Origin of the sequence: Ideonella alba, assembly GCF_018069875.1 — a bacterium.
In the GTDB taxonomy this organism is placed as follows: Bacteria; Pseudomonadota; Gammaproteobacteria; order Burkholderiales; family Burkholderiaceae_C; genus Ideonella; species Ideonella alba.
In genome coordinates this window covers 1-11,360 of sequence record NZ_JAGQDF010000006.1, presented here as the reverse complement: position 1 = coordinate 11,360, position 11,360 = coordinate 1, and the positions used below count along the sequence as shown (strand labels likewise).

Sequence of the window (11,360 nt, the reverse complement as noted above, 5' to 3'; positions counted from 1 at the left end):
CGAGAATGCGGCCATGCACCCCGTCCCCCCGCCGCCCGTCCAGCCCCGCAACCCGCTGCATGGCGTGACGCTGGAGGCCATGGTGGTGGCGCTGGCCGCGCACTACGGCTGGGCCGGCCTGGCCGAGCGCTTGCCGGTGCGCTGTTTCCAGAGCGACCCGAGCGTGGCCTCCAGCCTGAAGTTCCTGCGCAAGACGCCCTGGGCGCGCGCCAAGCTGGAGAGCCTGTACCTGTTCATGCAGCGCGAGCTGACGCGCGCACCGCAGCGGCGCTGAGCGCAGCACGCGGTCGGGCCTAACGGGGGCGTGCGTAGTCGCTGGCGATCCAGGCCTCGGCGCTGGCGCGGTTGAGCCTGAAGCCCGGTGACACGGCCACGGCGGCGAGTTCCTCGCCGCTGTCATCGACCGCGGTCAGTCGGGCGCTGGGTTGATCGTCATCGGGCGTGATGTCCAGGCGGACGCTGATGCGCCCACCGCCGGCCGACACGGTGATCTCCTGGTGCAGCGTGGCCTGCAGGTGCTGCTCATGGCGGCGCAGCACCTCGCTGGCGGTCTTGACCAGGGTGTTGAAGGCGCCCGCGTCCAGCGGCTTGGGGTTCTTCTTGTCGCGGCCCATGGTCCAGGGGCCGACCAGCGCGGGCTCATCCACGCCCTGCTTGTACATGGCCACGGCCCAGCCGTCGTCGTCCTCGTTCTTGATCACGCGGGCGGTCCAGCCCTTGTCGGCCCACAGCCGGTCCTCGTGGACCACGGCGCCGTCGTCGGTGGGGGAAGTCATGGCCACAGTGTAGGGGGCCGGCGCGGCATACTGCGGTCATGAGCAACCCGGTTCTGGTCGAGGTGCTGCGCGGCGACACCGTGGAATCGGCGCACCGCGGTGCGCTGGTCATCGTCGATGCCGAGGGCACCACCGTGCTGGCGCTGGGCGATGCATCGCGGCCGGTGTTTCCGCGCTCGGCGGTGAAGCTGTTGCAGGCCTTGCCGCTGGTGGCCAGCGGTGCGGCGGACCGCTGGCAGCTGAGCGACGCCGAACTGGCCCTGGCCTGCGCCTCGCACGGCGGCGAGCCGCCCCATGTGGCGACCGCAGCGGGCCTGCTGGCCCGCCTGGGGCTGGACGACAGCGTGCTGGAATGCGGCGCCCACTGGCCTGGCTTCGAGCCGGCCACGCGCGCCCTGGCACGCAGCGGCGCCGAGCCCTCGGCGCTGCACAACAACTGCTCGGGCAAGCACAGCGGCTTGGCCTGCCTGGGTTGCCTGCTGGCCGGTGGTGCCGATGGGCGCGGCTTCCTGTCGGGCTACGTGCAGCCGCAGCATCCGGTGATGCGCGAGGTCAGTGCAGCGCTGCAGGCGGCCACCGGCCACGACCTGGCGCACGCGCCGATGGGCATCGACGGCTGCTCGATCCCCACCTTCGCGATCCCGCTGCAGGCGCTGGCGCTGGGTTTTGCGCGGGTGGCCAGCGGCTTGGGCCTGTCGGCCGGGCACGCGGTGGCGGCGCGGCGCCTGCGCCAGGCCATTGCCGCGCAGCCCTTCATGGTGGCCGGCAGCGGCCGCCTGGACACCGACCTGATGGCGCACTTCGGCGAGCGCCTGTGCTGCAAGGTGGGCGCCGAGGGGGTGTACTGCGCCGCACTGCCCGAGCGCGGCTGGGGCGTGGCGATCAAGGTGGACGATGGCAACAACGCCCGCGCCGCCGAGGTGGTGCTGGCCAGCGTGGTGCAGGCGCTGCTGGTGCGCGACGAGGCCGATGCCGCCGTGCTGGCCCCCCGTGTGGCGGTGACGCTGCGCAACTGGCGCGGTACCGTGGTGGGCGCGCTGCGACCCGCCAGCAGCCTGCAGCAGGCGCTGGCCACGCTGGCCCGCTGAACCGGAGGGATGGATGAGCACGGGCTGGCAACTGTCGGAGCACGAGGACTGGCCGGCCGATGCGGGCATCGTTGACGACGGCCTGGAGGCGCACAACGCGCCCTGGGTGGTTGGCGTGCGCTCGCTGGCCTGCCTGGCCCGTGATGCGCAGGGGCGTGTGCTGGGCGGCGCGCTGGGCCGCACCTGGGGTGAATGCGCCGAGCTGCAGCAACTGTGGGTGCTGCCCGAGCAGCGCAAGCAGGGCCTGGGCCGTGCGCTGATGCAGTGCTTCGAGGCAGCCGCGGCGCAGCGCGGCGTGCGGCGCGTCTACCTGACCACCTTCAGCTTCCAGGCGCCGCGCTTCTACGCCGCGCTGGGCTACGCTGAACAAGCCCGCATCGAGGGTTTCGGCGGCGGCCATGTGAAGTACCTGTTCCTGCGCGAACTGCCCCATTCCTGACGCAGGAGTTCCCCTGTGCCTGGCGGCCCTGGCGCCGCACTACCATGCAGCGCATGAACTCCCGCATCGTCCCCACCCTGGCAGCACTGCTGGCCGTGCTGGCCCTCAGCGATCAGGCACTGGCGCAGCAGTCCGCCGCGCCCGGTATCAACTACCCCAGCGTGGCTGCCGCACTGAAGGACCTGGAGTCCCGCGACGGCAAGGACACCGTGGTCACCCACGGCGACGGCTGGACCACGGTGAACGAGCCGGCCGCCGCCGCCCAGTGGTCCTTCCCGCCGGTGGGCCATGCCGCCTACCCGGCGGTGCTGCGCCGCACGATGGTGCGCGGTGCCGACGGCCAGGTCCAGGTGCGCACCGACCACCTCTGCGAATCCCCCGCCGCCGCCTGCCAGGCGCTGCTGGCCGAGTTCGCGCAACTCAACGAACGCATCGAGCAGGCCAAGCGGGGGCGGGGGCGTCCGCCAACGGTGCCGGCGAACGGCGGCTGACTTCCCTGACCGGCCGTTGGGTTGACTGCGACGGTGTGGCGCGGCGGCCGAGGGGGAGTTCGCTTGTCCTCATGTCCCCCGGCCTGCGGCCTCCTCCTTGACTTCGGCCAAGCGAACTCCCCCTCACCCGCTACCGACGTTCCCGCACTGCTCGCGCGAGCAGTCCCGAAACGGTGCCAAGCGAGGTGGGGGAAAGGGGTCGAACGAAGTCAAGGAGGAGGCCGCAGGCCGGGGGACATGAGAGAGGCCCCTTTCCCCCACCTCGCCTCGACCACATCTGCGCGCAATGACTGCCTTGGGCAGTTAGCTGCCGTCACGTAACCGCTGGCGCAGGAACTGCCCGGCTACGAAGATGTCCTGCTCCACCGCGCGGCGCACTCCGGCGCTGTCGTTGCGCGCCAATGCCTTGATGAGTGCCTCGTGGGCGTCGTTCAGCACGCGGGCGGCGTCGGGGGTGTCGAAGAGCTGGTTGCTGATGGGGCCGGCCTGCAGCCACAGGGTGTCGATCAGGCGCCACAGCGTGGGCGAGCCCGCGGCCTGGTAGAGGATGACGTGGAAGTCCTCGTTGGCGGCCAGGTAGTCGGTCGCGTCGCCGCGGGCCAGGGCTTGGGCCATGCGGGTGCACAGGGCCTTCAGGGCCTTGCGCTGCGCGGTGTCCAGGCGCGCGGCGCCGCGTTCGGCGGCCTCGCCTTCCAGCAGCATGCGGGTCTGCAGCAGGTCGTCGAACTCGGCCACGCCCAGGCGCGGGACGGCCACGCCGGCGTTGGGGATGTTGACCAATGCGCCCTCGGCGGCCAGGCGTTGCAGTGCGGCGCGCACCGGCATCTGGCCCACGCCCAGGTCGGCTGCGACGTTGCGGATCTTCAGCCGCTCGCCGGGCAGGAAACGGCCCACGGTGATCCACTGGCGCAGGCGGGCGTAGACCTCGTCCTGCTGGGTTGTGCTGGGATCCTCGGCGGGGTTCATCAGTAGCCGGCGGTCAGACCAAAGTCGAGCATCACCGCAGCGCCGGTGACACCCGTGCAGGCGGGCGACAGCAGCCAGACCGCGTGCTGCGCCACCTCCATCGGGCTGAGGAAACGCGCCGCGTCGCTCTGCGGGTAGTGGGCCAGCAGGCGGCGGTGGTAGGCGGCGGGGTCGCCTTCGCCATAGCGCTGGGCCTGGAAGTCGAGCATCGGCGAGGCGATGTCCGAGGGGCACAGTGCATTGACGCGCACGCCCTGCGGCGCCAACTCGCGCGCCAGTGCCTTGCTCATCAGCACCACGCCGCCCTTGCTGGCGCAGTAGATGGCGGCGCCGGCGTTGCCCACCACGCCGGCATCGGAGGCGATGTTGACGATCGCGCCGCGGCTGGCGCTGAGCGCCGGAATGGCGCGGCTGCACAGGAAGAACACGGCCTTCAGGTTGACGTCGATGCAGCGCTGCCAGTCGGCCTCGGTGGCGCGCTCGCTGGGCCCTTCCACCCACAGGCCGGCGCAGTTGGCCAGGCCGTCCAGGCGGCCGTGGCGGTCCAGCGCCTGCTGCACCAGGTGGTCGGCCTGGGCGCTGTCGCGCAGGTCGGCCACCACCGCGCTGGCGCCCAGCGCCTGGGCGCGGGCCCGCAGCGGTTCGGCCTGCACGTCGGTCAGCAGCAGGCGCGCGCCCAGGCTGGCCAGCAGGTCGGCCAGCGCGCCGCCCACGCCGCCGGCGGCACCGGTGACCAGCACCACGCGGCCCTGCATCAGGTCGGGCGCGAAGACACTCATCCCTTGCGCTCCTGCAGGCAGTTGGCGCCATCGACCACCAGCAGCTCGCCCTGGATGTAGGCGGCGCCCGGCATGGCCAGGAAGGCGATGGCGGCGGCCATTTCGTCGGGTGTGCCGGCGCGGCCCATGGGCGTGTGTCGGGCGGCCTGGGCTTCCTCGGGCGTGGTGGAACCGGTGGCCACCCAGCCTGGGGCCACGCAATTGACGGTGACGCCCTGGCCGGCCACTTCCAGTGCCAGCGCCCGGCTCAGGCCTACCACGGCGGCCTTGGCGGCGCTGTAGGCGGCCTCGCCCGGGTTGCTGACCAGCGGCCCGGTGACCGAGGACACGTTGACGATGCGGCCGTGGCCGCGCGCCAGCATGCCAGGCAGCACGCGCCGCGTGACCAGGTAGCAGGTGTCCAGGTTGCGGGCGATGCTGGCGTGCCACTGGGCGTCGTCCAGTTCGGCCAGGGGCGTGAAGTCTTCGGCCTGGCCCTGCTGGGCCATGCCGGCGTTGTTCACCAGGATGTCGATCCGGCCCGCGTCGGCCAGCACCTGCGCCACCAGGTTGGTGGCGGCGGCGGCATCGGTGAGGTCGGCCACGTAGCCGCGCGCCACATGCCCGCGCTCGCGCAACGCGTTGGCGCGGTCGTGCACACGCATGGTGGTGGCGGCCAAGGCCACCTCGCAGCCCAGTTCGGCCAGCAGCCGGGCAGTGGCAAAGCCGATGCCGTGTTCGCTGCCGGCGCCGGTGACCAGCGCCACCTGGCCACTGAGGCGAAACAGCGGGTGTTGGACGACGGACTCAGCCACGGCCCAGTTCCTTCAGGGCGCCGTCCATGGCCTGCAGCAGGCGGGTGAGGTCGGCGTTGGTGGTGTCGGGGCAGACCAGCATCATGTTGTGGAAGGGCGTGATCAGCACGCCGCGGTTGAGCAGGTACAGGTGCAGCGCGTGCTCCAGCGTAGGGTCCATGGCGGCACCGGCGGCGCTGCCATTGTGGGGCGGCTGGGCGCAGAACTGGAACTCGGTGCGCGCGCCCACCTGGGTGACGCACCAGGGCAGGCCGTGGCGCTGGAACAGCGCACGCAGGCCGTCGGCCAGGGCGGCGGCGCGGGCGTGCATGGGCGCAAAGACCTCGGGCCGCAGCAACTGCTCCAGCGTGGCGCGCATGGCGGCCATGGCCAGCAGGTTGGCGGTGAGTGTGGTGCCGATGCCCGAGTGCCCCGGCGGCGCGGCGCGCTTGGCGGCCTGCGCGCGCGCGGCCAGATCGGCCGTGAAACCGTAGGCGGCGCAAGGCATGCCGCCGCCCAGCGCCTTGCCCACCACCACCGCATCGGCTGCGATGCCGTGGGCCTGCGCGTAGCCGCCCGGGCCGCTGCTGAGGGTATGGGTCTCGTCCATCACCAGCAGCGTGCCGTGGCGGCGGATGATGGCCTGCGCGGCTTCCCAGAAACCCGGCTGCGGCAGCACCATGCCGATGTTGGTCATCACCGGCTCGGCCAGCACGCAGGCCACGTCGCCGGGCGCCAGCGCGGCTTCCAGTGCGGCCAGGTCATTGAACTCGACCACGCGGGTGGTGGGCAGCAGATCGTGCACCTGGCCCAGCAGGCTGGGGCGCTGCACCGGCTGGCCGGCTATCAGGTCGACAAAGACGTCATCCACCGTGCCGTGGTAGCAGCCATTGAAGACCAGCAGCACCGGCCGGCCGGTGGCAGCGCGCAGCCAGCGCAGCACGAAGCGGTTGGCATCGGTGGCGGTCATCGCGAATTGCCACTGCGGCAGGCCGAAGCGCTCGGCCAGCAACTGGGCGACCACCGCGCCGTCCTCGTTGGCCAGCATGGTGGTCAGACCGGCGGCGGCCTGGCGCTGCAGCGCGGCCGCCACCGGCGCGGGCGAGTGGCCGAACATGGCGCCGGTGTCGCCCAGACAGAAGTCCACCAGCGTGTGGCCGTCCACGTCGGTCAGCTGCGCGCCCTGGGCGTGCGCCACCTGCAGCGGGAAGGGCGTGCCCCAGTCGTTCATCCAGTGCAGCGGCACGCCGAACATCAGGTGCTCGGCGGCGCGGCCGGCCAGCTCGCGCGAGCGCGGGTGTGTCTGGGCATAGCGATCGCGCTCTCGGGCGAGGAGGGCTTGGACACTCAGCGGGGACACGCCAGTGTCTGGCCGCTGGTGGGGGGCATGTGCGCTCATGAATCGAATCTCCGGGAACATGTGGGGCTGCGAGGGGCGCCGCAGGCGCCCGCCCTTTCGGCGGCAGCCGCGAATCTGGCTGCGCCTCTAGACCAACAGCAGCAGATGCTCGCGCTCCCAGCTGCTGATGACGCGGTTGTAGGTGGCGTATTCCAGCTCCTTGACGGCGCAGAAGGCATCGACAAAGGTCTCGCCCAGGATCTCCTTCATGGGCTCGCAGGCGCGCATGGCCTCGATCGCATCTTCCAGGTGGCGCGGCAGCTCGTGGCTGACGTTCCAGGCGCTGCCCTGGGTGGGCTCGCTGGGCTGCAGGCCGCCCTGCAGGCCCAGCCAGCCGCAGGCCAGCGTGGCGGCCATCGCCAGGTAGGGGTTGGCGTCCACGCCGGGCACGCGGTTCTCCACGCGACGCGCGGCCGGGCCTGACTTTGGGATGCGGATGCCGCAGGTGCGGTTGTCATCGCCCCAGCGCACATTGATGGGCGCCGACATGTAGGGTGCCAGCCGGCGGTACGAATTGACGTAGGGCGCGAACATCGGCATGACCTGCGGGATGTAGGTCTGCAGCCCGCCGATGAAGTGGTGGAACAGCTCCGACGGGCCGCCATCGGCCCGGCTGAAGATGTTGGCGCCGTCGACATCGACGATGCTTTGATGGATGTGCATCGCGCTGCCCGGCTCGCCTTCCATCGGCTTGGCCATGAAGGTGGCGAACACGCCGTGGCGCAGCGCGGTCTCGCGCACTGCGCGCTTGAACAGGAACACGCGGTCGGCCAGCTCCAGCGGTTCGCCGTGGCTGAAGTTGATCTCCATCTGGCCGGGGCCGGCTTCGTGGATCAGTGTCTCGACGCCCAGCTGGTGCTGGTCGCAGAAGTTGGACAGCTCCATGAAGAAGGGGTCGAAGTCATTGACGGCGTCAATCGAGTAGCTCTGCCGACCCACCTCGGGCTTGCCGGTGCGGCCCAGCGGCGGCTGCAGCGGCTCGTGCGGGTTCTGCTGGCGGGCCACCAGGTAGAACTCCATCTCGGGGGCGACCACCGGCTTCCAGCCCTGGCGTTCGTACAGCGCCAGCACGCGGCGCAGCACCGCACGCGGCGACAACTGCACCGGGCGGCCGTCCCACTCCTCGCAGTCGTGGATCACCACCGCCACCGGCTCGGCGGCCCAGGGCACGATGCGCACGGTGGCGGCATCGGGCTTGCAGACCATGTCGGGGTCGGTGTCGCCCACGAAGGGGCCGTTGTCGGGCTGCTGGCCGTTCACCGTGTTCAGCAGCACGCTCTTGGGAATGCGCATCTCGCCGCTGGCCAGGAACAGATCGCGCGGCAGGATCTTGCCGCGGGCGATGCCGGTCATGTCCGGGATCACGCACTCGACCTCGTGGATGCGGTGGCGTGAGAGGAAGTCGTGCAGGGGGGTGTCCATGCCTGGCAGTGTAGCCGATTGGCATTGATGTGATCACAAAATCTCTGTCAGGCGCTGGGTAATTCAGGGAAGACGAGGGCGTTGACGGGTGGTTTGCGATCTGACTTTGGGAGTTGCATCATCGGGGCCGGCGGCAGCTGAAGCGCGTCCAAGGGGCTGCGCGAACCCAGGCCGCCCACCTTCAGCACATGCGTGTAGATCATCGTGGTGGACACATCCGCATGGCCCAGCAACTCCTGCACCGTGCGGATGTCGGCGCCCGACTGCAGCAGGTGCGTGGCAAAACAGTGGCGCAGCGTGTGCGGGGTGGCGGGGCGGGCAATGCCGGCGGACTGGACGGCGCGCTTGAAGGCGCGCTGGAAGCTTTGATCAAACAGGTGGTGTCGGCGGATCACGCCGGTGCGCGGGTCGGTGCTGTGCCGGTCCTGCGGGAACACCCAGAACCAGGCCCAGCTCTGCGGCGCTCGCGGGTATTTGCGCGCCAGCGCATGCGGCAACTCGACCCCGCCCCGGTCGTGCGCCGCATCGTCGGCCCACAGGGCCCTGGCCTGGGCCAGTTGCTCGCGCAGCGCGGCAGCCAGACTGGCGGGCAGCATCACCACCCGGTCCTTGTCGCCCTTGCCCGAACGCACGATGATGGCGCGGTGGGTGAAGTCGACATCCTTGACGCGCAGGCGCAGGGCCTCGGAGATGCGCAGACCGGTGCCGTACAGCAGCTGCGCGAGCAAGCGGTTCACGCCCTCCAGTTCCGCCAACACGCTGCTCACCTCCTGCACCGAGAGCACCACAGGCAAACGCTTGGGCGGCACCGGCCGACCGATCTCGTCCATCCAGGGCAGTTGCAGACCCAGGACCTCGCCATAGAGGAACAGCAGTGCCGACAAGGCCTGCCCATGGCTGGACGGCGACAACCCGCGATCAGCGGCCAGGTGGGTCAGGTAGGCTTCGACCTCGGGCCCGCCCATCTGCGCCGGATGGCGAAGCCCATGGAAGCGGATGAACGCCCGGCACCAGAACACATAAGCCTGCTCGGTGCGCAGGCTGTAGTGCTTGGCCCGGATGCGCGCACGCAGCCGGTCCAGCAGACGCGGCCCTGCCGCCGCGGACGCCACGGCCTTTTCTGCCATCGTTGCCTCCCTTGGCAAACCCCCGGCTGCGCTGCAGAATGTTTTGTAACAGGCGCCGGTTTTCGCGCCAAATTTAATACTGGATAAAAAGCCAGTCAAGCCAGGGAAAAAGACAGATGCGACAGGCACTTGCGATTGCCAACGGCGGCCATCTTAGGGCGCAGTGGTCCAATAGTGGCGCAGGCTGTTGATCCCCAAAACACGTTAGGCCGCTGATACACACACTCCATGCCTCGCGAGAAGAACGACCTCCTAATTCACTACGACGAAGACAAGCAGAAGTTCATCTTCTACTCAGTCAACTCAAGTGACACGGCCTCGCTGCGGCGGGATGCCTTTGACGGTGTGTGCCCAGAGGTCGAGTACTTCAAGTCTCTCCCTCCGGACGAGGCGGAGAAAACACTGGGTGGCATGGCCTTCTCGCTTCTTGATCTCGGCGCCATCAAGAAAGTCAACATTCGCGACTACCCGGCCGAGTCAGCCATAGCGCACTCCGAGTACGTTGCGGAGCTTGAGGAACAAGCCAGGGCCAACGACGCAGACGCACAGTTCCACCTCTTCATTGAGTTGCATTCACAGGCAATGCGGATGCGCTCGCTCGAAGCATTGCTCAGGGCTGAATCGCTCCTCAATGCTGCGGCGTCACAAGGCCATGCTGAAGCTGCAAAGAGCCTTGTGGACTGGCCCATGCTCAAAGCGGCCGCCGAACGGCATATCGACCGTGGCCCCACAGCGGCCTAACCCTTCGCTGGAGCGGACCTCCACCGGCGTGGCACTTGGCCCACCAGCCGGTGTGGTCCATCATCCGGCCGTCGGGCCAAGCGCCACGCCGGCGTCGGCCCCTCAGCTCAAGCGTTAGCCATCAATCCAACCGCCATGCCACTGAGCGCGACCGCAGGCAGGAAATTCGCTGAGATGCTGCTGATCTGGTGTATCCATAGCGCATCGGCAGCAGCGCCTTTCAACGTTACTCACGACTCCATGTACAGGGCGGTGCCGCGCATCGGAGAGAACGATGTGCGTTCCGACATCGGACTCGAGATGAGGTCCAATGGATTTCGCGTCTTCGATATCCTCTTTGAAGTGTCGCGCTGTGATAGCGACGATGGCGGCTTCTGCATGATTTCGCGCTATCTCTCGTTTGAGATGCCGCGAAATGCCTGCGAGCCGCTCAAGGAATGGCGGAGGCCAGGATTTCATTACCAGTGCACTGGCCTATCCAAGGACTTCCAATTGGCAGGTTCGGCAATTGGCAACGTGCTCGCGATCGTTCAAACCAGCGACGCAGGGCGCCAGCGCGTCTTCTACTACAGTCGCGCGCGTGGTGTAGTCGCAATGCTGCTTGGTGAGCATTACTACGTGCTTCAGAGTCCACTGGGAATTGGTGCTGCCGGCCAAACGCTAGACAGAGAAGAGTGATGGCTAACAGGGCGCTTGAGTGGACCTCCGCCAACTGGCCGCGCTACGCTCACCAGTTCATCATCGCTGCGCGCGGCCAGTTGTCTTCGGCCGCTCAGCTTCAACGTTAGACCTCGCAGAAAAGCGCCGCACATGCCAGACGCCTTTGCCGACTACCTTGCAAATCACGGACTCATCGAGCTTCCCAGCAATGAGCGGCAATCACCTGGACTTACCGTTCGAGTGTTTGAGAGCCGAGAACTCCGAGTCCATTTGGTCGGGGAGCATGGCCAAGAGCAGTACGTTCAGGTCGCTCCTCCTGGGAAGCCCGACGACAGGCGGTTTCTGAATGGCCTGGTCGCCTACTTCACATCCGACGACAGCGCCACTCAAGCTTCTCGAATTCCGGTTGAGTGGCTTGCGCAGCATCATCCCTTGCTGGTGAAGTTCTTTTCTTCTACAGCTGAAGGTGAGAGGGAGCGTGTGCAGTTTGCCGGCTGGCTACAAGAGTTTGGCGCACGAGAGCAGTCCCGGCTCAACGCATGCGCAGCACAGGCGAATGCCAACCGCAAACCATGGTGGAAACTCTGGTAGCGCCACGCAGCAACGGTGCCACCCCGGCGAGGCCTAACCCCTCGCTGGAACCGACGCCCACCGTCATGGCACTTGGCCCGCTTCCCGGCTTAGGTCATCATCCGTCCA

The 11,360-nt window shown here is 68.7% G+C and carries 14 protein-coding genes; 7 read left to right on the top strand and 7 right to left on the bottom strand.

All coding sequences use genetic code 11. The annotated features are described in order from the left end of the window. The first annotated feature begins 13 nt into the window (after window positions 1–13). Window positions 14–274, top strand: coding sequence for a VF530 family protein (locus KAK07_RS11670; protein ID WP_210860880.1), 261 nt, complete (start codon window positions 14–16; stop codon window positions 272–274). A 19-nt stretch (window positions 275–293) separates the two neighbouring features. Here the strand turns inward: KAK07_RS11670 and KAK07_RS11665 are convergent, their stop codons facing one another. Beyond that, complete coding sequence (locus KAK07_RS11665; protein ID WP_210860878.1) at window positions 294–776, bottom strand: hypothetical protein; 483 nt, start codon at window positions 774–776, stop codon at window positions 294–296. A gap of 38 nt (window positions 777–814) precedes the next feature. On the opposite strand from KAK07_RS11665, the gene KAK07_RS11660 reads away from it, so the two are divergent. Genes KAK07_RS11660 through KAK07_RS11650 form a run of 3 tightly spaced genes read left to right on the top strand, consistent with a single transcriptional unit; the run spans window position 815 to window position 2,794 of the window. After that, entirely contained in the window at window positions 815–1,864 is a 1,050-nt protein-coding gene (locus KAK07_RS11660) for an asparaginase (RefSeq protein ID WP_210860876.1), read from the top strand. 13 nt (window positions 1,865–1,877) lie between these two features. Beyond that, the gene (locus KAK07_RS11655) at window positions 1,878–2,303 is read left to right on the top strand and encodes a GNAT family N-acetyltransferase (protein WP_210860874.1); all 426 of its coding nucleotides are present in this window, start codon (window positions 1,878–1,880) and stop codon (window positions 2,301–2,303) included. A 53-nt stretch (window positions 2,304–2,356) separates the two neighbouring features. Beyond that, window positions 2,357–2,794: a hypothetical protein gene (locus tag KAK07_RS11650; RefSeq protein ID WP_210860872.1), complete on the top strand. Its 438-nt coding sequence runs from the start codon at window positions 2,357–2,359 to the stop codon at window positions 2,792–2,794. 303 nt (window positions 2,795–3,097) lie between these two features. Here the strand turns inward: KAK07_RS11650 and KAK07_RS11645 are convergent, their stop codons facing one another. The 6 genes from KAK07_RS11645 to KAK07_RS11620 form a co-directional block, all read right to left on the bottom strand. Then, window positions 3,098–3,760, bottom strand: coding sequence for a GntR family transcriptional regulator (locus KAK07_RS11645; protein ID WP_210860870.1), 663 nt, complete (start codon window positions 3,758–3,760; stop codon window positions 3,098–3,100). Further along, complete coding sequence (locus tag KAK07_RS11640) at window positions 3,760–4,539, bottom strand: SDR family NAD(P)-dependent oxidoreductase (protein WP_210860868.1); 780 nt, start codon at window positions 4,537–4,539, stop codon at window positions 3,760–3,762. Before KAK07_RS11640 ends, KAK07_RS11645 begins: the two co-directional genes overlap by 1 nt. Continuing rightward, complete coding sequence (locus KAK07_RS11635) at window positions 4,536–5,333, bottom strand: SDR family NAD(P)-dependent oxidoreductase (RefSeq protein ID WP_210860866.1); 798 nt, start codon at window positions 5,331–5,333, stop codon at window positions 4,536–4,538. The genes KAK07_RS11640 and KAK07_RS11635 overlap by 4 nt, the downstream gene beginning before the upstream one ends. Continuing rightward, window positions 5,326–6,711 carry an aspartate aminotransferase family protein gene (locus KAK07_RS11630; protein ID WP_210860864.1) on the bottom strand — a complete coding sequence of 462 codons (1,386 nt, stop codon included), beginning with the start codon at window positions 6,709–6,711 and terminating at the stop codon, window positions 5,326–5,328. Before KAK07_RS11630 ends, KAK07_RS11635 begins: the two co-directional genes overlap by 8 nt. An 87-nt stretch (window positions 6,712–6,798) precedes the next feature. After that, window positions 6,799–8,133 carry a glutamine synthetase family protein gene (locus tag KAK07_RS11625; protein ID WP_210860862.1) on the bottom strand — a complete coding sequence of 445 codons (1,335 nt, stop codon included), beginning with the start codon at window positions 8,131–8,133 and terminating at the stop codon, window positions 6,799–6,801. A gap of 47 nt (window positions 8,134–8,180) precedes the next feature. Next, window positions 8,181–9,260 (bottom strand): integron integrase, encoded by a 1,080-nt coding sequence (locus KAK07_RS11620; RefSeq protein ID WP_210860861.1) that lies wholly within the window; start codon window positions 9,258–9,260, stop codon window positions 8,181–8,183. 228 nt (window positions 9,261–9,488) lie between these two features. Between KAK07_RS11620 and KAK07_RS11615 the strand changes: the two genes are divergently transcribed. From KAK07_RS11615 to KAK07_RS11605, 3 genes are all read left to right on the top strand, one after another. Next, the gene (locus tag KAK07_RS11615) at window positions 9,489–10,001 is read left to right on the top strand and encodes a hypothetical protein (protein ID WP_210860859.1); all 513 of its coding nucleotides are present in this window, start codon (window positions 9,489–9,491) and stop codon (window positions 9,999–10,001) included. 174 nt (window positions 10,002–10,175) lie between these two features. After that, window positions 10,176–10,679: a hypothetical protein gene (locus tag KAK07_RS11610; RefSeq protein ID WP_210857329.1), complete on the top strand. Its 504-nt coding sequence runs from the start codon at window positions 10,176–10,178 to the stop codon at window positions 10,677–10,679. Window positions 10,680–10,811: 132 nt separating this feature from the next. Next, a complete protein-coding gene (locus tag KAK07_RS11605; protein WP_210853498.1) occupies window positions 10,812–11,252 on the top strand; it encodes a hypothetical protein in 441 nt (146 codons plus the stop codon). Window positions 11,253–11,360 lie beyond the last annotated feature (108 nt).